The 24,878-nt window shown below is 38.4% G+C and carries 20 protein-coding genes; 5 read left to right on the top strand and 15 right to left on the bottom strand.

The window, feature by feature from the left end; genetic code table 11:
• The first annotated feature begins 84 nt into the window (after positions 1–84).
• Positions 85–1,173 (top strand): branched-chain amino acid aminotransferase, encoded by a 1,089-nt coding sequence (locus ACW9JV_RS02495; protein ID WP_457331020.1) that lies wholly within the window; start codon positions 85–87, stop codon positions 1,171–1,173.
• A gap of 52 nt (positions 1,174–1,225) precedes the next feature.
• On the top strand, positions 1,226–1,465 hold the full coding sequence (locus tag ACW9JV_RS02490) for a hypothetical protein (RefSeq protein ID WP_457331018.1): 240 nt from the start codon (positions 1,226–1,228) through the stop codon (positions 1,463–1,465).
• Positions 1,466–1,640: 175 nt separating this feature from the next.
• Here ACW9JV_RS02490 and ACW9JV_RS02485 read toward each other — a convergent pair whose 3' ends face one another.
• The 6 genes from ACW9JV_RS02485 to ACW9JV_RS02460 form a co-directional block, all read right to left on the bottom strand.
• A complete protein-coding gene (locus tag ACW9JV_RS02485) occupies positions 1,641–2,630 on the bottom strand; it encodes a 2-hydroxyacid dehydrogenase (protein WP_457331016.1) in 990 nt (329 codons plus the stop codon).
• Between the two features lie 15 nt (positions 2,631–2,645).
• Entirely contained in the window at positions 2,646–4,709 is a 2,064-nt protein-coding gene (locus ACW9JV_RS02480; RefSeq protein ID WP_457331014.1) for a thioredoxin domain-containing protein, read from the bottom strand.
• Positions 4,710–4,941: 232 nt separating this feature from the next.
• Entirely contained in the window at positions 4,942–6,528 is a 1,587-nt protein-coding gene (locus ACW9JV_RS02475; protein ID WP_457331012.1) for a DUF2326 domain-containing protein, read from the bottom strand.
• On the bottom strand, positions 6,512–6,745 hold the full coding sequence (locus ACW9JV_RS02470) for an ABC-three component system middle component 7 (protein WP_457331010.1): 234 nt from the start codon (positions 6,743–6,745) through the stop codon (positions 6,512–6,514). Before ACW9JV_RS02470 ends, ACW9JV_RS02475 begins: the two co-directional genes overlap by 17 nt.
• A complete protein-coding gene (locus ACW9JV_RS02465) occupies positions 6,742–7,500 on the bottom strand; it encodes an ABC-three component system protein (protein WP_457331008.1) in 759 nt (252 codons plus the stop codon). Before ACW9JV_RS02465 ends, ACW9JV_RS02470 begins: the two co-directional genes overlap by 4 nt.
• Positions 7,501–7,764: 264 nt before the next feature.
• Complete coding sequence (locus tag ACW9JV_RS02460; protein ID WP_457331006.1) at positions 7,765–9,294, bottom strand: recombinase family protein; 1,530 nt, start codon at positions 9,292–9,294, stop codon at positions 7,765–7,767.
• Between the two features lie 118 nt (positions 9,295–9,412).
• Between ACW9JV_RS02460 and ACW9JV_RS02455 the strand changes: the two genes are divergently transcribed.
• Genes ACW9JV_RS02455 through ACW9JV_RS02445 form a run of 3 tightly spaced genes read left to right on the top strand, consistent with a single transcriptional unit; the run spans position 9,413 to position 12,758 of the window.
• On the top strand, positions 9,413–9,637 hold the full coding sequence (locus ACW9JV_RS02455; RefSeq protein WP_457331004.1) for a helix-turn-helix domain-containing protein: 225 nt from the start codon (positions 9,413–9,415) through the stop codon (positions 9,635–9,637).
• Between the two features lie 36 nt (positions 9,638–9,673).
• Positions 9,674–10,987, top strand: a complete 1,314-nt coding sequence (locus ACW9JV_RS02450) for a hypothetical protein (protein WP_457331003.1) — start codon at positions 9,674–9,676, stop codon at positions 10,985–10,987.
• 1 nt (position 10,988) lies between these two features.
• Positions 10,989–12,758, top strand: a complete 1,770-nt coding sequence (locus tag ACW9JV_RS02445; protein WP_457331001.1) for an ATP-binding protein — start codon at positions 10,989–10,991, stop codon at positions 12,756–12,758.
• Between the two features lie 45 nt (positions 12,759–12,803).
• Here ACW9JV_RS02445 and ACW9JV_RS02440 read toward each other — a convergent pair whose 3' ends face one another.
• The 9 genes from ACW9JV_RS02440 to nagZ all read right to left on the bottom strand — a co-directional run bounded on the left by ACW9JV_RS02440 (position 12,804) and on the right by nagZ (position 24,822).
• Positions 12,804–13,820, bottom strand: coding sequence for a hypothetical protein (locus ACW9JV_RS02440; RefSeq protein ID WP_457330999.1), 1,017 nt, complete (start codon positions 13,818–13,820; stop codon positions 12,804–12,806).
• 339 nt (positions 13,821–14,159) lie between these two features.
• A complete protein-coding gene (locus tag ACW9JV_RS02435; protein ID WP_457330997.1) occupies positions 14,160–15,050 on the bottom strand; it encodes an ROK family protein in 891 nt (296 codons plus the stop codon).
• Between the two features lie 83 nt (positions 15,051–15,133).
• Positions 15,134–16,573, bottom strand: coding sequence for a glycoside hydrolase family 1 protein (locus ACW9JV_RS02430; protein ID WP_457330995.1), 1,440 nt, complete (start codon positions 16,571–16,573; stop codon positions 15,134–15,136).
• A 24-nt stretch (positions 16,574–16,597) separates the two neighbouring features.
• Entirely contained in the window at positions 16,598–17,443 is an 846-nt protein-coding gene (locus ACW9JV_RS02425) for a carbohydrate ABC transporter permease (RefSeq protein ID WP_457334541.1), read from the bottom strand.
• A gap of 97 nt (positions 17,444–17,540) precedes the next feature.
• Complete coding sequence (locus tag ACW9JV_RS02420; protein WP_457330993.1) at positions 17,541–18,413, bottom strand: carbohydrate ABC transporter permease; 873 nt, start codon at positions 18,411–18,413, stop codon at positions 17,541–17,543.
• A gap of 98 nt (positions 18,414–18,511) precedes the next feature.
• Positions 18,512–20,086, bottom strand: coding sequence for a response regulator transcription factor (locus ACW9JV_RS02415; RefSeq protein ID WP_457330991.1), 1,575 nt, complete (start codon positions 20,084–20,086; stop codon positions 18,512–18,514).
• Entirely contained in the window at positions 20,073–21,881 is a 1,809-nt protein-coding gene (locus ACW9JV_RS02410) for a sensor histidine kinase (protein WP_457330989.1), read from the bottom strand. Before ACW9JV_RS02410 ends, ACW9JV_RS02415 begins: the two co-directional genes overlap by 14 nt.
• A gap of 115 nt (positions 21,882–21,996) precedes the next feature.
• Positions 21,997–23,304, bottom strand: a complete 1,308-nt coding sequence (locus ACW9JV_RS02405) for an ABC transporter substrate-binding protein (protein ID WP_457330987.1) — start codon at positions 23,302–23,304, stop codon at positions 21,997–21,999.
• Between the two features lie 291 nt (positions 23,305–23,595).
• Positions 23,596–24,822 (bottom strand): beta-N-acetylhexosaminidase, encoded by a 1,227-nt coding sequence (gene nagZ / locus ACW9JV_RS02400; RefSeq protein WP_457330985.1) that lies wholly within the window; start codon positions 24,820–24,822, stop codon positions 23,596–23,598.
• Positions 24,823–24,878: the final 56 nt, after the last annotated feature.

Genomic DNA, 24,878 nt, shown 5'->3' with positions numbered 1-24,878 from the left:
TTCTCCATTCTCATCTGCTGAAAAATGAACAAAATTAGAGTAAACTAAGGGGGGAAGTAATTTTCCAGAAGAGAGGGATGTCTCATGGAACTCGATCTGACGATACAACAGGCGCCGACGGGAAAAGAAAAACCCGACTACAGTGATTTGAGCTTCGGTAAACATTTTACGGACCATATGTTTGTGATGGATTACAATGAAAAAGACGGCTGGTTCGATGCGAGAATCACTCCGTATGAACCGCTCCTGATGGATCCGTCTTCGCTTGTTTTCCATTACGGTCAGGCTGTGTTTGAAGGATTAAAGGCTTACGCCGGCAGGGATGGCGGGATTCAGCTGTTCCGTCCGGAAAAAAATTTCAACCGCCTCAATATTTCCAATGAACGGATGAATATACCGGCGGTGGATCCGGACTTTTTGGTGGAAGCCCTGAAAAAACTTATACATATCGACAGAGACTGGGTGCCGACGCAGGAAGGCCAGTCTCTGTATATCCGTCCGTTTATTATTGCAACGGAGCCGGCGTTAAGCGTAAAACCGGCATCGAATTACAAATTGATGATCATTTTATCTCCCGTCGGCTCCTATTATTCCAATTCGGATCAGATGAGCCCGGTGAGCATTTATGTCGAAGACGAATACGTCCGTTCCGTCAAAGGCGGTGTTGGTTTCACCAAAACTGCCGGGAACTACGCCGCCAGCCTGAAAGCCCAGACGAAAGCGGAAGAATTCGGCTGCGACCAGGTGCTGTGGCTCGACGCTGTCGAGAAAAAATACATTGAAGAAGTCGGCAGCATGAATATCTTTTTCAAGATAAACGGTGAGATTATCACCCCTTCCCTGAACGGCAGCATTCTCGACGGGATCACCCGTGACTCTGTCATTGAGCTTCTCCGGCACTGGGGCTGGAATGTGCATGAACGCCGCATTTCCATCGATGAGGTAAAACAGGCCCATAAGGACGGTATCCTGGAAGAAGTGTTCGGCACCGGTACCGCCGCCGTCATCTCACCGGTAGGGAAGCTGAAGTGGAAGGACGATGAACTGGTCGTCAACAACAATCAGACCGGTGCTCTTTCCTATGACCTGTACGAAACCATCGCCGGCATTCAGACCGGGGAAAAAGAAGATATGCTCGGCTGGACCATTCCGCTTCAGGCACAGGAGATATAACTCCCCCTGATCCTGCAGAGCAATACGATTTACAGAAAGGGGGGAGTTATGGATGCAGCCACAGAAAAACGCCGGCCTGGCCGCTGTGCTGAGCGCTCTCTGGTGTGGACTCGGCCAGATTTACAACGGCCAGATCGGCAAAGGCGTCCTTTTTATGATCATCCAGGCAGTAAACGCATTGTTGATGTTTGTGTTAATTGGTCTCATCACCTATCCGATATTCTGGATTTACGGCATGGTCGACGCCTATAAGAAAGCCGAACAGTTTAATGAAAGAAATAACGCGGCATAGAGGAACGGATGTGCTTTTCTTACAGCCAATCCTCTGCATAAAATGTCCTCCAAATCGATTTGGAGGACATTTTTCTATAGGACTCAATATATTTTGGTTCAAAATGTGATATACGAGCCATTTTTAACTCCGGGAACGCATTTTCTGTCTCCTATCCTGACGTTACAGACAGACGTCAGTCGAAAGTGTCCATAACCTCAGGGTTCAAAAGATTCGGCGGGTACCGGCCGCTGAGAACAGCATCTACGTTTTCGGCAGCCAGAAGCGACATCTGATCTTCGGTTTCGCCGGTAGAGGAGCCGATATGCGGCGTAGTAACGACATTTTCGAGCTGCAGGAGCGGGTGGTCGGCGGGGATCGGCTCTTCCTGGTATACATCCAGGCCGGCTGCGAGAATCTCTCCGCTCCCGAGCGCTTCCACCAGTGCCTCTTCCTCCACTGTCGCTCCGCGGGAGCCGTTGATGAAAATGGCATCCTTTTTCATCTGCTGAAACTGCTTCTTCCCCATCATATGTTTTGTTTCCGGCGTTAACGGGGTCATCAGGCAGACAAAGTCTGATTCAGCAAGAAGCTCCTCCATGCTGCAGTACGACGCTTCGTACGTTTCTTCCACGTCCGGTTTACGGGACCGGTTATGGTACAGAATGTCCATATCAAAACCGAAGTGAGCACGTTTGGCAATGGCTTCGCCGATCCGTCCCATGCCGATGATACCGAGTTTCCGGTGATGCACGTCGTACCCGAATTTTTCGTCGGGCAGTTCTCCCTGCTGTTCCCACTGCCCTTCTTTCACAAACCGGTCCAGTTCCGGAATCCGACGCGCTGTCGCAAGCAGCAGGCCGAAAATCGCATCCGCTGTCGTATCATTCAGCACCTCCGGCGTATTGGTGGCTGCCACACCGTGCCGGGTCAAGGCATTTAGATCAAGATTATCATAACCGACCGACACATTACTGATGACTTTCAGATTCGGTGCATGACGAAGCAGACGATCATCCGCCTGTATCCCAAGGCCGATCAAGCCGTCTGCCTCCGCAAGCGCACCGGCAAATGTTTCATCCGACACATCCTCTTTTCCGGAAAAAACGTGCAGATCGTACGTTTCCCGCAGTTTCTGCTGCGCTTTTTCTCTGACACGCCCGTAGGCAATTACTTTCTGGCTCATTGTCGTATCATTCCTTTAGGATTCATCCAGCATCTTCAGCGCAGCCGCCGCATCGGTTACCGGCCGGCGGCACGCAAAATTCCGGCACACATACACTGTCGTCTGTCCTTCTATCTTATGGTAAGATCCCGCAAATGGAGCAGCTGCTGCCAGAACGTCGGCATCGTTGTGAATCAAATACGTCACTTCCGGATAAAACTGCCGCTTCAGTTCATTTGTCACAGCTTCGGCTTCTTCGTCCTCCCCGGTCAGCACGACAACCTCTTTCATATCACTGCACAATAGCAGATAACTCTGCAGAAAGTGCATGTGACCGTTTGGAAACTGCGTTAATTCGCGGGCAAATGCGTCCTGGGATGCCCTCGCTTTCTGTTCATACCGCATGTCGCCGGTAAAACGGGCAAGGCGCAGCAATTCACGGGCTGCCACACTGTTTCCGGACGGCATCGCGCCGTCAAACGATTCCTTCGGCCGCGCAAGCAGTTCTTCGGCATCCACCCCGTAGAAATAAAAGCCTCCGTTTGTCTCATCCCGGAACAATGCAATCATTTGATCGGCATAGTGCCTGGCTTTGCTCAGATAATCCGGGTTTAACGTGCTTTCATAAAGCTCCAGAAGCGCCCAGAGAATATTGGCATAATCATCAATAAACCCTTTATGCTTCACGTCACCTTCGCGGTACCGGACCATCACCCGGCCTTCCTGAACCAGATAGGATTCAATGAATGTAAACGCGCGTTCCGCCGCTTCCAGGTAAGACGTGTTATCAAACACTCGGCCGGCCCGTGCAAGTGCCGCGGTCATGAGCGCATTCCAGGAGGTCAGCATTTTATCATCTATATGCGGCGGGACACGGTGTTCACGAGCTTCAAACAACAGCGCTTTCGATTGTTCCAGCCGCTGCCGGACCTGCTTGGGATCGAGTTCATGACGGACCGCAAATTCTTCCGGAGCCTGCCGGATCAGGTTCGGAATGTTCGACCCTTCAAAATTCCCTTCCTCCGTGATGTCGTACACTTCACAGAAAAGAGAACCGTTTTCTTCTCCCAGCACGTCTTTGATTTCCTCCGGCGTCCACAAGTAAAATTTTCCTTCCACGCCTTCGGAATCCGCATCCTCCCCGGAATAGAAACCGCCTTTCTCATCCTGCATGCCGCGAAGCACATATTCCAGCACTTCTTCCGCTGTCTTCCGGAACCGGGGCTCTCCGGTCACCTGCCATCCTTCGGTATAAGCAATGGCCAGCAGCGCGTTGTCATACAGCATTTTCTCAAAATGGGGCACGAGCCATTTCTCATCCACCGAATAACGGGCAAACCCGCCGCCGATATGGTCATACATGCCGCCGGCCGCCATGCCGTCGAGCGATTTCAGCGCCATCTGCAGCGCCGTCTCATTCCCGGACCAGCGGTAATACCGGAAGAGATACATCAGCACGTGCGGGGTCGGAAACTTCGGCGCGCCGCCGAAACCGCCGTACGTGATATGAAACGACTGGCGGAGCTCGTTGAACCCTTTTTCCAGCACTTCTTCGGACAATCCGTTCTCTGGATCGGCAGTCTGCGGCTGTACGACATCCGCCATCTGTTCGCTCACTTCCCTGATTTTCTCCGGGTCGTCCTGATACCGGTCGTACAGCTGCGTGATGACGTCCACCATTCCCGGCATCCCGCGCATGCTCTCTTTCGGAAAATAGGTTCCCGCGTAAAACGGTTTCTGGTCCGGTGTGACAAATACATTTAACGGCCAGCCTCCGTGTCCGGTCATCGCCTGGCAGGCAATCATATAGATGGAATCCACATCCGGCCGCTCTTCCCGGTCGACTTTAATGGCAACAAACCGGTCGTTCATTAATTTGGCCACTTCTTCGTCCTCAAAACTTTCCCGTTCCATGACATGACACCAATGACAAACCGAAAAGCCTATACTAACCATCACAGGCTTACCCTCTACCCTTGCTTTTTCAAACGCTTCCTCTCCCCATGGAAACCAGTCAACTGGATTATATGCATGTTGCAATAAATAAGGGGATTTCTCGTTTATGAGGCGGTTAGGCTTCTTGTTATTATCTGAATCCATAAATACCTCCAAGGTTTTTGAATAAATTAATTCAAAACGCTCATTTTTTCAAAAGAAAAAGTTCCATTACCTTGTCTTTAAAATACTATTTCACAAGTAATGGAACAACAAAGTTCTAAATATTATTGTAACAAGTTCTTGAATTCATACGGGTGCAATGAACTTTATTTTGATTTCTTCAAGCTCATTATCTGTTTACCTCAGTTGAACAATTAGCATTTGTTTAAATATTCTACCTCCAATCATGATTAGTCAATAATTTATCTTTAGACAATTGGATAACTTTATTATCTTGAAGAAGTTTTTGTGTTTCTTTGTTGTACATGCTAATGACATCTATTGCTATAAAAACTTGTTTAGACATCGAATTATAATATTTAATTATTTGGTCAACTGCCTCTTTTTCAATATTCTTAAACAAAAAGGAATCATGTATTATGAAAGGTAGTGTAGTTAGATTAAAAATTGCTAAATCAAATATTAATAAATTTGTATAAGCTTTTCCAGTACCAGTATTATCATAGATTTTATAGTCATACGTAGCAAATTTTAATTCTAATTCAGGAGAACTTCTCTTATTTTTATGGATTATGTCATTTATTTGTTTGATTTTTTGATTGACTTTTGTATTAATTTCTGCAACTATATCTTCCTTGATTTCATCCAGTTTTTTTTCTTTATTTTTAATTTCTGATTTCAAAACAGATAACTTCGAATAATATTCATTTTCAATTTGTAAATTCTGTATTTTCGTATTGTATTCAATTAATTTATCAACAAAAACGTTAATTTCCTCATCAGGATTTAAAAGCTGTTCTTGTTTTTGATTTAACTCGTCAATTTTTCCATCTATATCTTTGATGTTTTCTTGTAATTCTTTCCTTGCTTTATCTAACTCATCAGTAAGTATTGAGCTAATTCTATCGTGAAAAGATTCTATATTACTCAATTTTTCTATGTTGACATTTGGAAAAAAATCAAAGAGTTCTTCAAAATTAGCTACATTAGATTTCCTTGATGTTCTATTAGTCCTATTGAGTCTAGACTTAAAGTATTCTCGATCCTCTAACAATTTATTTTTATCTTCTCTCACCTTTATTAATTCATCAGAGATAATATCGTTAATATTAATGGCGGGGCTATAAGCCTTTTGCCCAATCTTTTCAACTTCTTTACTAAGGCTCTCTATTTCTTTTAAATTTTTATTATAATCTTTTTTTGTAATCTTAGGGATGAATTTATATTTCCCTGCTTTATTTAATACTTCTTTTTGACTGTCTAAGTCTTTTAATTCCTTATCTCGCTCAGCAATTCTTTCATATCTATTAAATAATTTTAATAAATTCGTTACTGTCTCCTTATTCTTTTGACTGGGGTGATTATGTAGTGGTTTCTTAATATTAAGGTTAGTTTTTCCCCATACTCTTGAAAACGTGCTTATAGTAGACCTAAAGGGGAAATCTAATCTATATAATTCTTTTAATTTTTTTGTAAAATCAACTACTTTTAATTGATTTAATTCATCATAGTCACTATTAATTTCATAAATGACATCGGACTTTTTAGTGCCTCGAATGAAAAAATATTCAGTATTTCCAAATTCAAAAGTATACAAAAAATCATGGTGACCTAATTTTTCTATCATATCCTTGTTATGCGAAATGTATGATTTACCACCAAAGATAAAATCCACAATCATTAATAATGTGGACTTTCCAATAGAATTTGAACCTACATTGTCACCTAACACTACATTTAACCCCTCATGAAAATATATAGTGTCTTCTGCAAATACCTCGCTTTTAATCTTTGTCAACATATCCAACTTCTCCTTTTGCAAGATCTACAATAATAGCATCAAGTAAATAAAGAACTTCGATTGCATAAATAAACTCATCAATCTCATCAAAGTGGCCTTGTGTAACGAAGAATAATTCCTTTACAGTCATATCTTGTTTTGATAAAAGTTCAAGTATAATAATCATTTTTCCAATTATCGAATCGTTGAACCTGATTACTTTGTTAGGCACTATCATGAAAACACCTCACAATTTTGAATAAAGAAAGATATTATAATTCCACAAGCACCTAACGAGCTGTTTCCAGTCTTTTTAGAAAGCCATTCAGTGAGTTGTTCATAAATTACTTCTTGAGAAGTTTCAGTTTTGTTTAAATTATTATAAAATGAACTAACTTGTGAGGCGATTGCATTGAAAGATTTTGGATATTGACTATCCAGTTGTGAAAATAATTTTTTTATATAATAATAATAATCAGTTATCTCCATTCTAATTCTCATCTTAGATATTCTTGTCAAAGTCTCATTTGATTTTTCATCTAACTGTACTGCTTCCATTTCTAACTGTTTTATTGCATTCTCATCAAAATCTTCTACAAGCGTTGTTATAACTTCCTTGATTTCTAACTCAATTTGGTAATCATGATATCTTGATCTAGCTTCCTTTTTAGATAAAATATTTTTTTTTATGCTCAGAAAGTATCGATATTCTTCAACAGTTCTAGGATTATCGAATTTCTTATGACAATCACTACATAAAGCAATTAAATTTCTTAAGTTATTTACATCCTCATGTATTTTTTCTTCATTTTTTAATAAATCTACCTCTTCTTTTGTAGGATTAAGAGGGTATATATGAGCTCCTTCAAACAGTTTGAAGTTCCTTCCATTTTTCTCATACATGAGAACTTGTGAACATAAAGGACACATATTATCAACTTCTGATAGTAGTATTGCACTATCATTTGGACTTAACTGTTTTCTATTAGGCATAAAGGCACCACCTTATGTAACAAAGAATCTATTTAAAACTTGATTCAATGAATTCTTAATAGCCGCTCTTTTATTAATATTGTTACAATAATTGTTTTACATAATTCGAGTATAATATTAAAGTTTTAAAATACTTCCATTTAATTCTATCACTAATATAGTATATTGGTCATTTGTTTAAAATAAAAAAGAGAGACTTGCAGCCTCTCTCTTAGTTTAAAATAACCTTACCATATCTTCATAAATTAATATCAAGTTCAAAGATCAATAAAGTCCTTCTTGTACAGGTGAATTGAACCTTATTTGGATTTCAAGGATATCATCTGTTTCCCTTTTCCAAGATATATGGTCAATTATTGTTTTCAAAAACTCATTCTGTTGCTTTGAGGTTAGCTCATTACGTTGAAGTAATTCCGCTGTGTTTTTGATTTTTCGTATTTCTTCCCTAAAAGACCACTTTGCTAAATTGGCTTTCTTATGATGATAGGCTTTAATCTCTTCGTTGAGTTCATTTATTCTTATGACTTTTGTATTTTGCCTTTTAAGGTATTCCTCAACCTCATAAGCTCCTATCTCATAAGCTTCTTGTATCCTGCTTAACTGATTTTTTTCAGTTGTTTTCCGCTTTTTCATTTCACTGATATTCATGTTTATTTCTTCAATTTCTTTATTCAAATTCCTTTCCAACAACATTGATTCAAGATGGTTAATATATTTATTCATCTGCATCATAACTTCTTGAGTTAAAATACTTATTTTCCCACCCCGATTAACACATCTCTTGCTATCAATGGTGTTGTAACATGCCTTTAACTTTATTTTGTCGTTACTTTGGGAAAATGTCATAGCTCGATTACATACGCCGCACTTAATTAACCCAGAAAAAAGATATGTCCCTCGTGGTCTAGGTTTTCTCTCTTTCATTTTTCGTAATATTGCGTTATGTTCATTTTCAGATTTAACTGGCGTATGTGATCCCTCTGCGACAATCCACTCTTCTTTCTTGTTCTTTTCAACAATCGTTTTACTGTTTAATGCATTATGTTGATGATGCTTTGTCTTATTATAAATTATCTTCCCAAGGTGAACTTCATCTTTAAGTAATCTTTTTATTGTAGTGGACTCCCATTCATTTTTGCCTTTAGGTGTTAATATTCCCTTATTGGTAAGATGTTTTGCAATAGAAGTTAGTGGATATCCCTTAAAAAACATATTGATCATCTCTCGATATATATAATAATTCTCATTATCAACAATTAAATTCTTGGTATTTTTATCGTAAAAGTAAGGGAAAGGCGGTGTGCCGTTTGTCCAATTTCCCATTTTAGCTCCTACATACTTTCCCTGCTGTAAACGTTTCTTGATCATTTTGTATTCTTGTCTTGCCACAAAGCTATGAAAATCAGTATACTGTTCGTCTTGTTCAATGGATAAATCATAAATGTTATATGGATTTACGGTGACAACTTTTGTATTGGAGAACTTGAAAGTTTTGTGCAATTTATCTTGATCTCCTAAATCCCCACGACCCAACCTGTCATAATCATAAACCACAACAGCTTGATAATGATTTTGTTTAACTGCTTCCAACAGTTTTAACATTTCAGGTCTGGATGTTAGCGAATCCGCACTTCCTATCTCAGAGTAGACATCGTATTCCCAACCTTTTTCTTTACAAAGATTAACCAGCTCACTTTTGTGCTTTTCTAATACTTCCTCTCCATCGCCTCTTGACTTTCTTACATATATAGCGACCTTATTTTTACCTATCTCTGTTTCAAAGTCAGTATTCAAAACAAACCCCTCCAAATAAGGCTTTGTTATAGAATACCAAAAATCTCTTTTGATGACTATAGTCTGTAGACTGAAACTCTTCACAAAATGGAAAATACTTTCTAGGAGGGGTGTGAATTTGGAAATAGAAATAGCGTTTGGAATGATTTTAAGAGAGTATAGAAACCGGTCAGGCTACTCACAAGAACAACTAGCATTGCTTTGTGGACTGGACCGTACTTACATTGGATTATTAGAAAGAGGCAAAAGAAAACCAACGATAACAACAATCTTTAGTTTATCTTATAGTCTGAAAGTAAAACCTAATATTTTTATAAAAGATGTTGAAAAAAAACTATATTAAATTCACCACATATTTTTTTGTAATGTAGGGGGAAACATGAATAGAGAAGCCGATTATACTATCAAGGGATTTTTATATCAATTTAATGTTACCTTACTTAATATATTGGACAGTATTGAACAAGAAGAAGTAACTATTGAAGGGGTAATCGAGGATGTAGATATTACTAATGTTGATTATGTAACAGCTATACAATGCAAATATCACGAAGCTCAAAATTTTACTTTATCTATCATCTCTAAACCTTTACTACAAATGATTTGCCATTTTATACAAAATAATCATCCATCTAATAATTACATTTTGTATTCGTATTTCTCAAATCTTGAACATGGAAAATTTCCCATTGGTTACGATGATATTAAAAGTATATTGAGCACACAAAATATGGAGCTTATTAAAAAATACATATCTGTGATAAAACCACCTAATAATTACGAAATCAAAAAATTATTGACTAAAAATAAATTGACAGAAGATGAAAAGGAGAAAGTTAAAAAATACTATCGTGAATCAGATCTTGAAGAACAATTTGATATTAATGACTTTATTGAGAATAGATTTACTCTTATTGTTGGTGAATCTTATCAAAATTTATCAAAAAAAATAAAACAAAAATTAAATGATGAGGGCTTTTCAGAAAAAGATGTAGAAGAATTATTTTATCCAAATGCTATACAAAGAGTCTCTGAATTAAGTACAATTCACAATCCTGAAAATAGAAAAACCAATAAGTCTCAATTTCTCGATTTTCTTCACAAAACAAAGAAGACTGCTATTACTAGATGGACAAAAGAATTAATGACTCAAAAACAGTTACTAAAGTTAAGAAAAATGCAGATAAAAACTAATTTAAATACTAATAGCAGAAAAAGATATTTTATTATAGAGCCGACTTGTTTAGACGATTTTGATAACAATATTGTAAGCTTTATAAAAGAATATCTTGATAATTATCATTACAAAATTAAACTCCACAAAGAAACACCTATATTTTTACTTAAATGCGAAGAAAAGTATATCGAAGAACTAGAAGAAAGACTTCACACAAGGGACATTAAAATTGTAACTGGTTTGATAAATAATAACTTTTATTCAAGCCAATTTCTTAAAGAACCTAAAAAAATTATCAAAGAAAGCTGGAGAGAATTTGATTTAAGGTTAGGAGTGTTAAATTCAAATACCATCGAGTCAATCAATTTCAGTAAATGTGACGACTTATTTATCATAGATAAAAACGATAAAGAGCAGTGTACATCCATAGATTTCAAAGATATTAACGTTGAACCTTTAGAAATAAATAAATTCATCGAACTTAGATACTTACTTAATTTAGTAAAGGAGATTTAACATGCAACAGCAAATTGGAGAAGTTACGGAGAGTTCTTATAATAATATTAGTATTAAGATTGAAGATGATAAAGATTTTGAAAAACATAAGAATGAATTACAAATAGGAAGATATCTGAAAATTCAAGAAGGTAACCATGATTTTGTACTGGCAGTTATACATAGTATAAAAGTGATAAATATGGAAAATGAATTAAATAATCACTACATTATAAACACTCAACCTATTGGAACCTTAATGCAGAGTGAAGAAGTATCATTGGGCTTTAAGCAAGGGAGTGTTTCACTCCCCTCTCCTACCGAAAAAGCTTATTTAGTTGAGGAAAAAGAATATAATAGTATTTTTAAAAGCGATAAACAAACTTTTGAATTAGGTACACTAATTCAAAATAAAAATATTAAGCTGCATTTAGATGGCAATAAGTTTTTTGGCAAACATATTGCCATTGTTGGTTCAACTGGGTCAGGTAAATCAAACACTGTAGCCAAAATACTTCAAGACGTTGTAGGTATAAAGGATAGCAAAAACATATTTAAATCAGAACAAAAAAATTCTCACATAATAATATTTGATATTCACTCAGAGTATCATTCGGCTTTTAATATAAGTGAGGAAGAAAATTTTAATTTAAATCACCTAGACGTTCAAAAATTAAAATTACCATATTGGCTTATGAATTCTGAAGAACTAGAAACGCTTTTTATAGAAAGCAATGAACAAAACTCTCATAATCAAGTTTCTCAATTTAAGAAAGCTGTAATCCTTAATAAAGAAAAATATAATTCACATTTAGGAATTAAAATAACATATGACACACCTGTTTATTTTAATATCACAGAAGTGTTTAATTATTTGACCAACATTAACAATGAAGTCTACGCTCGAAATCACAACGAACCATTTAAGCCTAAATTGTTTGATGGTAACCATATTGATGATAAAAATGAGTACTTCATCGAAATTAAAAAATTCGCTGAACCTAGTTCTAAAAAAGATGATAATACCAGTAATGGCCCTTTTAATGGGGAGTTCGATAGATTTTTATCAAGATTAGAAACAAAAATCAATGATAACAGATTAGATTTTCTGCAACTTAAACAAAACAATCACACAACGGAAGAGTTTGAAACAATATTAAAACAATTCATAGGTTACTTAACTTATTCTAACATATCAATTATTGATTTAAGTGGGGTTCCTTTTGAAGTATTAAGTATAACTACAAGTTTAATTTCCCGATTAATATTTGATTTTTCTTTTCATTATTCAAAATTAAAACATAATTCTTCACAAACAAATGATGTTCCCTTTATGATTGTTTGTGAAGAAGCGCATAACTATATTCCACGTTCAGAGAGGGCAGAGTACAAAACGTCTAAAAAATCGATAGAACGCATAGCCAAAGAGGGTCGTAAATATGGACTCAGTTTAATGGTGGTCAGTCAACGCCCTTCTGAAGTTTCAGATACAATTTTTTCTCAATGTAATAATTTTGTTTCTATGAGATTAACTAATGTTCAAGATCAAAACTATGTAAAAAGTCTTTTGTCTGATAATTCAAGTTCGATAACTGATACATTGCCAACTTTAACTGCAGGAGAATGTTTAATTGTTGGAGATGCAACACCTCTACCTTCCATTGTGAAATTAGATAAACCTAATCCTGAGCCACAATCTCAAAATGTAGATGTGCATAACAAATGGAAGGAAAAATGGGTTGAAATTAATTTTGAAGATGTAATCCATATATGGAGAAATCAATCCAAGTAAGATTAAGTGACTAGGAATTGTTTCTTAATGATATAACTAACGGCCTTAGTTATTCAGGTTTTCCTTTACCTTTTCTGCAAAGTGGGTGGTGTCTGATCGTTCAGAGGTAATATCTCCTCTAACATAAAAGTTGAGGTCACGGAATATTTCCGCCAGTCTCCGTATGGATTCGTTCTCCGCGTAGTTTTCCATATCTGCCGCACCGTTCTCAAGCCCCTGCATAAGCTCGAGCACTTCTTTCAGATCCTTTTTTACCGCTTCATCTTCCGCGGCTTTCAGAGCTTGTTTGGTATACGGAATAAAACTCTCCAGCGTCTGGTTCAGATTATTATAATAGGATAATTCTTCATTATCTCCGTATTCAATATACCCATTCATCCTGTCATTACCGTCATGGATGAGCCGATCCACTTTTCTCGGAACCGTGCCGTTGTTTCCCGTAATCTCCAGAAATCTCGGATGAGGCTGCAGCCGTTTCTCTATACCTGCCTCTTCTAACGCGCTGACACTGCCAAAATAATAATTGTCATCTTTCATATGATGGTGCACCGTTACATCAATAATGTCTCCCTCGGCGCTTGAGCTTTCCATATGCTGAACCGCTATTTGAATACCATCGATAAAATAAAATTCACCTGCAGAAGGTTCTTGTTCGATAATATCTCTCATAATGTCTTCAAACGCAAATCCGGTCTCTTTCGGCGACTCCATGGAAAACTTCAGCAGTGCAGTATATTCCTCCAGCCATTTTTTATCTGCCGGTCCCGAAAGACTTGTGTACAGCGTGGTGTGCTCTCTGTCCAATAGCGCCCCCTCCGTCCTCTGTCTCATATATATTTCATCACTTATATTAACCTGTATACGGTTATCGTCTCCCTCGTACTCGGAGATATCTTCTTCGGAGAAATCGCTGTTCTGAAGAAGTGTATCAAACCGTTCTTCCATGTCCACTTGAACAAACACAACCTGTCTGATCGGACTTCCGAAAAACTCCACTACAAAAATAAACAGCCCGGCGCATCCAATAAACACCAAGGTCCGTGTCCATCCCGGGTCTTTCATCGAATCCCCCTTATACGTAAAATACTTCTCCTGTTTCCCGTTAGCCGGCTCGAGTTTCTTATTTGTTACAATCTTACATTAAAAAAAGAAAATCCTCGAATACAACACAAAAAACCGAACCCTTTTGTCCGGATTCGGATTGGTTACTGCCTGTTTATCTATATGGGTGTCAGTCCCTCAGGTTTTCCTGTTCGTGTTTGTCGGTGCATCCATCGTACCGCAGCTTTGGAGGTTCTGTCTTTTTATACACATGCATGGATTTTTTTCTATGGAATATGCAATTTCAGAGATGCGTATACACTCCCAACCTGACCAATCATACGCTCACCTATTTCCTTTCTACTCATTCTCTTGATTCTTTATAAATCCATAGACTGCTCCTAATAAATTCGCATTTTGCCGAAATTGGCAGCTTGCAATTTGAGGCGTAATTTTTGCTAAGTTGATCGATTCCATAATAAGGTTTAATTTGTTTTGAATGTTCTCTATTAAATTTTTTCTAGCGCTGATTCCGCCTCCTATTAATACGATTTCCGGATCGTATATGTATTGCAGGTTATAAATTCCTACTGCTAATAAATGATAAAATTCTTCTATCGTTTCGATGCAAACTTCATCACCGGCATCCGCCCATTCAAAAATTTTTTCGCCGGTAAGCTCGTCTTTGTGCATGCCTTTTTCTTGAGCGGTCTTTTTTACTAAAGCATTTGTCGAAGCCATTCTACTCCAAATTCCATTGTTATTGGGATGATTACTGTCCAGGAGCATGTAACCAAATTCTCCCCCGTGAAGGTTAGCTCCTTTGTGCACCTCACCATTTTTAAAAACAGCACCGCCGATTCCTGTCCCAATAACAACTATGAGTACATCCTGTTTTTCTTTGGCAGCTCCATTCCAAACCTCTGCATAACCAGCACAATTTGCATCATTTTCTAAATAAACAGACATGCCGGTTTTTTCAGAAATCAGCTGACTTATACTAGGGCCGTGCAGGTAGGGGATCGCGCTTGATCCATATATTATTCCTTCATCCGAAACAGCACCAGGTGCGCTGATAGCAATTCCTTCATATTCGTTATTTGCTGTAGAAATTTCAGATATAATCGTTATTAGTTCATTAAGACTTTCGGGGGTTTTTACTTTATTAGGGGCTATTATGGTGGAATCTTCTTTGACTGCTGCGTGTTTAATCTGGGATCCGCCAATATCAAATGCTGCATATTGTTTCATTCTATCACCTCCAGTCCTTTAAAGGTTGTTGTAGTAAGTTGTCGACGGAACTCCATTCCGCCGACGATTTATTTCTGCTGTTTTCACTTATAAATTCCTTCATCGTTTGCCTCAAACGTTTTTGTCTCGATGACGTTTTTATACCAATATGCTGACCTTTTCAAAGCCCGGTTTCTATTATCTTCGAGTTTAATTTCTACTAAGCCATATCTGTTTTTAAAAGCATTCATCGGGGAAACATTATCTGTAAAAGCCCAAAGCATGTATCCTTTACAATTAGCCCCCTCTTCAACAGCCTTCAAAAGCCATTTCAGGTGGTCACTGATAAACTCGATACGGTAGTCATCTTCAATCATTCCGTCCTTATTCTTAAAACGCTGTTCATTTTCAACGCCCATCCCGTTTTCCGTAATAAGCCATTCGATATTGCCATAGTCTTCTTTCATCCTCATAGCCATATCATACATGATTTGAGGAAATATTTCCCAACCTCGATATGGATTCATCTTTTTACCGGGCAAATCAAATTTTTCGTAATACCTTCCCGGATGAAAAGGAATTGCCTCGTTCCAAGCTGAAGTGCGTGCTTTCACCCGATTAGGAAAATAAAGGTTCAAACCGACATAATCGACCGTATTTTCCTGAATAATTTCTCGCTCTTTGTCGGTTGATTCAAATAAGATATCATGTTTTTTCATAAGCTCATATAATTCTTCCGGGTATTCTCCTTTAATAGATGGGTCCAAAAATACACGATTAAAAAACAAATCATATATTCTTGCAGCTTCTTGATCATGCTCTGCTGTTGAGCGGGCATAGGTGACCTCAGGATTCAGAATAACTCCGATTTTAGCCCCGTTTTTCTCTTTCAATCCTTTTTCTTTAAATAATTTAACGACCCTTGCGGTTGCCAGTGCTTTATTGTAATTCCACTGCATCCATTTTTTCGTGTTTTGTTCGAATGGATAACGGATCGCATCGAGATATACACGGGTTTGAGAAACGATAGGTTCATTAAAAGTAAACCAATGCTTCACCTTGTCTCCGAAGCGTTCAAAAACTTTTTCAGCATATTTCACGAATAGCTCAAGAACATGCTTCGAAGCCCAGCCTCCGTACTCTTCAAATAACACAGCCGGAACTTCATAATGCTCGAGGCAGAGCATCGGCTCCACTCCATTATCCAGCAGCTCGTCGATCATGTCATCGATAAAAGCGGCATAGTCTTCATCTACCACTGCATTTTCGTAATCCGTTAAGAAGCGCGACCAATTGATGGAAGTGCGGAAGTGAGTAAGACCTATTTCTTTCATGTAACCGATATCTTCTTTGTATCTGTTTCTGAAGTCCGTCGCTACAGCCGGGCCGTATCCGTTATGCCAGACATGCTTATTATTCTTATACCACAGGTCGAGATAGGAATCCTGAAAGTCTTTCTTCCCGGACCAGCCTTCAGACTGCCAGGCTGATAATCCTGCTCCGAGTATAAAATTATCAGGCACTTTCCAAGTTTTTGTATGCATATAATAAACTCCTCTCTATTCTGTCTATCCTTTGACAGCTCCCTGGGTCATTCCTTCTACAATTTGTTTTTCCATAATGAGATAGAAAATGATCGTCGGGATAAGAACAATAGTTAAACCAGCCATTTGAGCCGGATAGTTTGTCGTATAAGCTCCTGCAAAATTAGCCAAACCTAATGGCAAGGTTTGTAAAGCTTCGTCACTGATTAATACCAGCGCAAAGGAGAATTCATTCCAGTTATTAATGAAATTAATGACAACTGCTGTGGCAATAGCTGGCTTTGTCATGGGCAGAATGATAGACCAAAATATACGAAACATCCCCGCGCCATCCATAATAGCTGATTCTTCAATTTCACCAGGGAAAGTACTCATAAAACTTGTCAAAAGGAAAATCGTAATTGGCAGATTAAATGCTACATATGGGAAAATAAGAGCCCAATAAGTGTTCAACATTCCAAGGTTCTGCATCAAAATATACATAGGTACCAAGGTGGAATGTATCGGGATTAATAATCCAATAACCAGGAAACCATATAAAAACTTTTTCCCTTTAAATTGAAAACGGGATAAAAAGAAGGCTGCCAACCCACCTGTAACTACTGCGATAAGGACGGAAACCAAACCTACAAAAACACTATTGAAAAAATATGTTCCGATATTAGCTGTGAACCAGGCTTCCCTGAAATTTGTGAATACCCATTCCATTGGCAAACCGAATGGGTTTAATGAGAACTCCTGGCTTGATTTAAAGGAATTCATTACCATCCAAATGATAGGATATCCATTGATAAGGGAGAAGAGAATCAGCACCACGTAAATTAAAATTCTCCTCGACTTCTTTTTTATTGCCGCCCTATCCGGATCCATTGATACATTTGTATTGCTTTTTTGAGTCTGCACTCTGATAACCACCTTTCTAGTACTTACGAAATCAGTCGCCAATTAAAGGGGTTCTTTCAAATAATTATTCTTGTCGAATGCGTATAACTTTGGTTGCTATCATGACAAGAATCAAGCTGAACACTAAAATTAACACTGATATTGTACTGCCATATCCATAATTAAGTCCTGAAAATGTTTCACTGTACATATAGGTAGCCATAACCTCTGTGGAGTGCGCAGGCCCACCGTTTGTCATAACATAGATTAAATCAAATGTTTTTAAGCTGCCGCTGATACAAAGCACAATGGAAACAAGTATGACATTTTTGATTGCAGGAATTGTGACGTAAAATGTTTTTTTCAACTCGGAGGCACCGTCTAATACCGCTGCTTCCAGAATTTCTTTAGGGACGGTCTGTAATGCAGACAAAAAGATAATGAAATAAAGACCGATAAATTGCCAGATAACGGTGACAAGGATGGCGTACATCGAAGTGTTTGGATCACCCAACCAATTTTGAGCCAAAAAATCCAGTTGCAGTATTTCTAAAAAATTATTAAGCATGCCATCTTCAGAATTGTATATCATTCTCCACGTGATGGAGATAACGACAGTGGAAATGACAACCGGTAAAAAACCAATGGTACGAAAGAATTTTCCTCCTTTAAGTTTTTGATTTAAAAGAAGAGCCAATGTGAGACCAATTGAAATCTGACCGATAACCGAAGCCAGCACTACCATAATATTGTTTTTGACCGATCTCCAAAGTGTTAAATCCTGAAAAGCTTCAATATAATTCTGAAACCCTATAAACTGCATATCAGAAAACCCATCCCAGGACATGAATGAATAATAAATCGATATAAAAATAGGGATTATACTGAAAACCAAATATATTAAAAGAGGTGGTATCAACCCTATTGCCATTTTCCATGGACTTTTTAATAAATGCATGTCATCACTCCTTCATCAAAGAAACCGTTTTCACGTAATAATTATAAAACGATCCTCAGGAATGAAGAATCTTCTTTTTTCAGATTATATCTACTTATTTATTCAAAGTGATTGGTGTTTAAATTTCTATAGTGGGTAGGTGTAATTCCCATATGCTTTTTAAATACTTTCACAAAGTATTTATATTCTTTGTATCCTACATATTCAGCTATTTCAAAAACCCTGTTGGAAGTGTTCACAAGAAGTTCAGCCGCTTTCTTAATACGGAGTGAATTGAGATATTCAGAAAAACTAAACCCTGTTTCCTGCCTGAAAAGTAAACTGAAATAATTAGGTGTAATGAAATGATTTTCGGCAACCTGCTGTGCTTTAATATCTTTTTGAAAATTTTCATGAATATAGTGGATCGTATTGTCTATAATCCAATTTTTTTTACTGCGTTGATTTAATGTATTAGATAATTCAATAAGGTCGGCATGTAAAAAAAGGCGCAGCGCTTCGAATGTATTGTAAATCTTCAAATCAATATCTTTTTCCAGTTGAAAAGATCGATTAAGGTCCTGCGCTTTTACAGTAAGATCTTGTACATTGTTCAAAATAATAATTTCCAGTTCTCGAATAGCCTGCAAAGATTCATGTAAGGAGAAATCTTCTTGTGTTAAATAGTCAAATAATTCCGTTAATAAATATTCCAACTGTTCTTTTCTATCATTTAACACTGCGTCTTGTAATTGTTTTCCTATTTCTCGTGTGCTCGGATAAGAAAAATTATGCTCTTCATCATTTTTATATATGGATATAAGTTTAGTTTTCCCTCGATTTTGAGCCAGTGCTGCATTTGCTTCTATATATAAATCATGAGTGGCCGCTGCTTTTGAACGAATGGAAGAGATTCCATGTTGCAATAGAAAGTCATATGAATTATTCATTTCCGCACAGAGCGTTTCTATGAAAGAAATCATATGAATTTTTTCTTTTGAATCACTATAAAATATAGTAATCACTTCATTACGATGATTGGAGATTAATACATACCGCATATTTTCTATGGCGCACTTATTTTGCAGAAAAGTGTTCCATTCCTCTTTCCATGTAACCTTTTGGTCCTCTTCGTTTGAGCAAGAACCGGAGTAATCTGCCATTTCACTTACCAGGACTCCGTAATCATAATCATTCAACCAAGTTTTATCCCTCATATCATGTGATAGAGGGGATTGATATATATAATATTTGACCCACTGGGAAATGAGATGATGCCTTTCCATATCTTTAGGTTGTTCTTCAGGATGTTTTTGCTGAATTTTTGTCTTGATGGCAGTGACTAACTGAAAAAGCTCATCGATATCCACCGGCTTCAGCATATAGTCATTAACCCCGAGCCGGAGGGCTTGACGTGCATATTCAAATTCATCGTAGCCACTGAACATCACAATTTCAATTTCCGGATAATCTTGAGATAAATATTCAGCAAGAGCTAATCCATCCATTTCAGGCATACAAACATCGGTCAGGACGATATCAACACTCTCGTTATGGATAATATCTACTGCTTCTTTGCCATTATAGGCTTTCCCGATTATTGATATGCCTATATCCTCCCAGGAGATGGTAGAAGCTAAACCTTCACATATCATTGGTTCATCATCTACAATAAGCATGTTAATTTTCTTCATCACGCTTTTCTCCTTCTAATAATAAATTGAGTTGCTCTTTTCCATATATGAAAGGTGCTTTAAGACGAACGCAGGTGCCGGCTTTTCGTGGATGCTCCATAGCCTCCAATCCATAAGAGGGACCGAATGCCTTCGTTATCCTTTCGTGAATATTTTTTAATGCAATTCCTTCATTTTCATTGGTTTCAGAGGTGAAAAGAGCATTCATTTCATTGATATTAACCCCTTTTCCGTTATCCATCACATCAATAATAATCTCATCAGAATCCGAACGGAAAGCACGAATATAAATAGCGTTTTCTTTGTGATGTCTTGTAAAACCATGTTTAATACTATTTTCTACAAGAGGTTGAAGTATAATTTTCATTACCAAAGTTTCATCGATGCCGGCTTCTATAAAAATATGATAGGACAGACTGCCGCCTAATCTTCTTTTTTGAAGTTCAAGATAACTTTGAACATTTTTTATCTCTTCTCTTAAACTGGTCCATAATTTCCCGTCATTGAGACTTATACGAAAAATTCTTGATAAATCTTCAATACTCTTCCCAGTCTCTGAAGCTTTCTCCATTCGGGCAGACCAGCGGATCATATCAAGAGTATTGTATAAAAAGTGAGGATTAATTTGGCTTTGCAGAGCCTTCATTTCAGATTCTTTGTTACGGAGCTCTAATTTGTATTTGGTGTCTATAAGAAATTGGACTTCTGACACCATCTGGTTAAATCGGGAACCGAGTTTACCGATTTCATCATTGGACCGCACCTTAACTCTGGCTTTGAAATCACCTTTTTCCACACGTTTTGTTTCCCTGATTAATTCAATTATCGGTTTCAAAACGGTTATAAAAAAACCAATAATGGCAGCAGCCCCCAGAATAATAGTAGCTATAACTATGGTTTCCATTGTGTTTCTTATGTCTGATAATTCTTCAAGTACAAATTTTTCTTTTACGACTGATACTAAATAAAAATCTCCTACTTTTTCAGAAATGACATGTGATTGTTCACCGTTTAAAGTATGTTGAAATATTTCACCTTCTGTATCAGTTATTTTATTTATAAATGAATCGTTAACTAGTGTTCCGATTCGATCTTCATTTTCGTGTGATGCTATAACTCCGTTTTCACGAAGCAGGTATAGTTCATGATTCTCATCAATGGCTTCATTTCGTATAAAGTTAAACAGTTCCCTTTCGTTCAGCCTGATTTTCACTTCACCGATTGACTCGGTCGGGTTAATTTTACTGTTGATGACTCGAAAAAGAGAAAGAACTCGTGTACTCTCAGATGGCCAGCCGGTTGTGATCTGATAAGGGGGCGTCCAAAGAATACTTCCATTTAAAGCTCTAGCTTGATTCATCCATTTTTGTTCACTGTTCTGTACGACTTCTCCTTTGTTTATAGTGAGCCCATTAGATCCTTCGACGGTTACAGAATTAAAATATGGTTTATTTGATAAATGAAATGTAAAAAAACCTTGCAAAGAATCATTTAATTGATTTATTTCTCCCTGGCTGATGTTATCTTGCGGTAAGGTCATATAACGATGAAATTCGTCACTGAAAATAATATATTCTGATATATCCTCCACGTCTTGAATAATGGACTCAAAATTAGATGTCATAACATTTAAATTACGATAGGACGTATCAACCACCTGCTGCTGATGAATATTGTTTGACTGGTAAAAAAACATCGCACTTACAGAAACAATTGGCAAAATGGTGATAATTGATAAAATAATAATTGATTTCCATTTCAAACTCCAATCTTTCAATCGAAAATGTTTCTGCATAACCTGCTCTCCCATACCATTTTGAGAAAAAAAGAGGGCGACCACGAAGGATCACTCTCTGCAAAACTTTCTTTCAATCATAAACATATGAGGGGGATTCGTCTACTGGATTATTTTATTCCTCGACTTCAACTTCTGCCTGCACTTCTTCTGCGACCTCTTCTGGAGTAGACTCACCAATCGTAATCGATTGAAGTCCGTTTTGCATTGTATCGATCAGTCCTGTAGGTAATACCGCGTCATAAACAGGGGCGGGCTTAGATTCCTGGGTGATTTCAATCATTTCCAAACTCAGTGGTTCGAGTTCATCCTCAGGAATTTCGATATCAGAAGGAACCGGTACTCCTAACGATAGAAACCCTTCAAAAACTTCTTTATCGTATACTTCTTTCAAAAACAATTCTGCCGCTTCTCTTTTTTCGCCGGATAAATCACTGTTGATGGCGCTCACTGTGCCCATTGTTGTAGGGATGCTGTTTGTATCACCAAGCGGCATAGAAGTTATACCAATATTTTTATCCTCTGGTTTATTTTCAGCAACCGTAGACGCGGACCAATTCCCGTCAATCATCATTGCCGAATTTCCCTGCAAGAATTTATCGACCATCTGCTCGTTATCTATTGTGTTAAAATCTTCATTAAAAGCGTCTATTTCAACTAATTCTTCAACAATTTCCAGTGCATCAATAAACTCCGGATCTGTAAATGATCTTTCTCCGCTCATCACTTGATTGAGAAAGTCGCTGCCCGTAAATCGATCGGCAAATCCTGATATATACACGGATTGTAATACCCAGGGAGAGGAATTACCAAGCGATATTGGTGTAGTACCGGCTTCATTTAAATCATTTATCAATGCTATAAATTCATCATAGCTCTCCGGAAACGTATCATAACCAACTTCAGCCAGCATATCCTCATCATAATAAATAAACTGAGTAGGAGTGGTACTAAGTGGAAGAGCATAAGTGCTGCCGTCCATAGTAAATTCATCAAACGATTCTTCTGTCAGGAGGCCATTGTCAATCCAGTGATCTTTAATATTATCTATGGAACCAGCACTCCCACTTTCCACAATATTTTGTAAAGCTGATATAGGTGTAATCTGAAACATATCAGGCAGCTCCCCGCCGGCAGCCTGTGTCGTTAATCGAGTAGAATAATCATTATGTGCTACGCTTTCAATCTGTAAATTGATATCAGGATGATCTTGATCAAATTGTTCTACTGAATCCATAAACACTTCATAATCCGGGTTCCCTTCTTCAGAGGCTATAAAATATTCCAAGTTCACGGCGCCTTCTGAATTTTCTCCCCCCGCTTCATCTGAACTATCTGAATTTCCGCCGCAAGCGGTTAATGTAACAACTGATGCTGCAAGCACAAAAGTACTATACACTGATTTTAATTTTGTATTACTCATTAAAACCCCTCCTATTCCGAATTCTTGAGTTAACATTTTCAAAAAGCATATTAACCATTTTCTAACCTCTTTTTTGCAATCGCTTACAAATAAATTTATCATATTAACGAATGAGATAGGATACCATAAATCTCAGAAAACACCTACTATTTTAATTAATATTAATAATTGATTCCAGTGCCCTGGAAAAATAAAGAACTCCATCACAAACAATCAGTGATGGAGCTCTTTATTACTCCTGCATGTCTTCCTCGTGATGTTCCATTTCTCCTTCTTAACAGTTTTCTCCGGTTATTCTAAACGATGGATCACGTTCCGGATAGAACGATTGAGCTCTTCTTTTTCCAGCGGATCCGGATTTCTTGTTCCAAGCGAAAAATCCTCTTTGAGGCGGAGAATTCTCGTGACACTTTCATCGATGCTTTCTTTCGTTATTTCTTCGTCTTCCACCGCCTGGATCAGGGCATACTGCACCTCTTCAAACGTCCCGTTCCCGGCGTCGGCCGTCATGACCATGTCCGCACCGGCTTTCACCGACTGAACAGCCGCTTCGGCCATACCGTAACGGTTCGTGATGGCTCCCATCGTCATGTCATCGGTCACAACAACGCCGTCAAAATTCAGTTCTTCCCGCAGCATACCTGTTATAACGGCCTTAGATAACGAAGCAGGGTATTTTTCATCCACGTCAGGAAACAGCAGGTGCCCCGTCATAACCATGTCCGCCCCCTCTGACACAGCCTGCCGGAATGGAGCCAGTTCCAGGTCCTCCACCTCTTCTCTTGTTTTATCGACGACCGGCAGCTGCACGTGTGAATCTGTCGCGGTATCGCCGTGGCCGGGAAAATGTTTCACCACCGGGATGACATTCTCCTCTTTCATTCCCTGCATGACAGCTGTCCCAAGACGGGTGACTATGTCAGGGGAGGAGCCGTAGGAACGGTCGCCGATGACCGGATTATCCGGATTGCTGTTCACATCGAGAACCGGGGCAAAATTCATATTAAATCCATACTGTTTTACTTTTTCCGCGAGCAGCCGGCCGATCTCCCCGGCTGTTTTTTCATCCGCAGCGTTTCCGATAACAGCGGCCGCCGGCATATTTTCTATCGTATCGGGAATCCGGCTGACCCTCCCTCCTTCCTCATCTACTCCGAGAAAAAGCGGGATGTCCGTTTTCGCATCCGTCTCTTTAATATCGTTCATGTACTGCTGCAGCTGCTCTTCGTTTTCGATGTTGCCGCCGAGAAGAAACACGCCGCCGGCTTCTGCTTCAATCATGGATTTTTCTTCTTCAGACAGCGATGTCCCCTGAAGTCCGACATACAGAAGCTGGGACACCTTTTCTTCCATCGTCATACTATTGACTTGCGCTTCCACCGGATCGGGCGCTTCCTTCTGCCCAGCGCTTTCCGTTCCGTTCTTGGAGGGTTGCGCTTCAGGCGGCGGATAAGATTCCTGCATACACCCCGTGAGAACTGCTGTAACAAGGAACAGCAGCCATATGTAAAGTTTCATGGAAACCTCCCTATGTTTTTTTATTAATTCAAGGTGGAATACACCCTCTGCCGGAT

This window comes from Salibacterium sp. K-3, assembly GCF_054052005.1.
Note: the sequence above shows the minus strand (reverse complement) of the source record. Positions and strands in the feature narration are given on the sequence as shown.

Excerpts from the sequence above, each read along its gene's own strand:
- ACW9JV_RS02415 (WP_457330991.1), bottom strand. The coding sequence starts at position 20,086 with ATGAAGAAAATTAACATGCTTATTGTAGATGATGAACCAATGATATGT.
- ACW9JV_RS02465 (WP_457331008.1), bottom strand. The coding sequence starts at position 7,500 with ATGCCTAATAGAAAACAGTTAAGTCCAAATGATAGTGCAATACTACTA.
- ACW9JV_RS02420 (WP_457330993.1), bottom strand. The coding sequence starts at position 18,413 with ATGCATTTATTAAAAAGTCCATGGAAAATGGCAATAGGGTTGATACCA.
- ACW9JV_RS02470 (WP_457331010.1), bottom strand. The coding sequence starts at position 6,745 with ATGATAGTGCCTAACAAAGTAATCAGGTTCAACGATTCGATAATTGGA.
- ACW9JV_RS02495 (WP_457331020.1), top strand. The coding sequence starts at position 85 with ATGGAACTCGATCTGACGATACAACAGGCGCCGACGGGAAAAGAAAAA.
- ACW9JV_RS02410 (WP_457330989.1), bottom strand. The coding sequence starts at position 21,881 with ATGCAGAAACATTTTCGATTGAAAGATTGGAGTTTGAAATGGAAATCA.
- ACW9JV_RS02450 (WP_457331003.1), top strand. The coding sequence starts at position 9,674 with ATGAATAGAGAAGCCGATTATACTATCAAGGGATTTTTATATCAATTT.
- ACW9JV_RS02445 (WP_457331001.1), top strand. The coding sequence starts at position 10,989 with ATGCAACAGCAAATTGGAGAAGTTACGGAGAGTTCTTATAATAATATT.
- ACW9JV_RS02425 (WP_457334541.1), bottom strand. The coding sequence starts at position 17,443 with ATGGATCCGGATAGGGCGGCAATAAAAAAGAAGTCGAGGAGAATTTTA.
- ACW9JV_RS02480 (WP_457331014.1), bottom strand. The coding sequence starts at position 4,709 with ATGGATTCAGATAATAACAAGAAGCCTAACCGCCTCATAAACGAGAAA.
- ACW9JV_RS02435 (WP_457330997.1), bottom strand. The coding sequence starts at position 15,050 with ATGAAACAATATGCAGCATTTGATATTGGCGGATCCCAGATTAAACAC.
- ACW9JV_RS02475 (WP_457331012.1), bottom strand. The coding sequence starts at position 6,528 with ATGTTGACAAAGATTAAAAGCGAGGTATTTGCAGAAGACACTATATAT.
- nagZ (WP_457330985.1), bottom strand. The coding sequence starts at position 24,822 with ATGAAACTTTACATATGGCTGCTGTTCCTTGTTACAGCAGTTCTCACG.
- ACW9JV_RS02430 (WP_457330995.1), bottom strand. The coding sequence starts at position 16,573 with ATGCATACAAAAACTTGGAAAGTGCCTGATAATTTTATACTCGGAGCA.
- ACW9JV_RS02485 (WP_457331016.1), bottom strand. The coding sequence starts at position 2,630 with ATGAGCCAGAAAGTAATTGCCTACGGGCGTGTCAGAGAAAAAGCGCAG.
- ACW9JV_RS02440 (WP_457330999.1), bottom strand. The coding sequence starts at position 13,820 with ATGAAAGACCCGGGATGGACACGGACCTTGGTGTTTATTGGATGCGCC.
- ACW9JV_RS02405 (WP_457330987.1), bottom strand. The coding sequence starts at position 23,304 with ATGAGTAATACAAAATTAAAATCAGTGTATAGTACTTTTGTGCTTGCA.
- ACW9JV_RS02490 (WP_457331018.1), top strand. The coding sequence starts at position 1,226 with ATGCAGCCACAGAAAAACGCCGGCCTGGCCGCTGTGCTGAGCGCTCTC.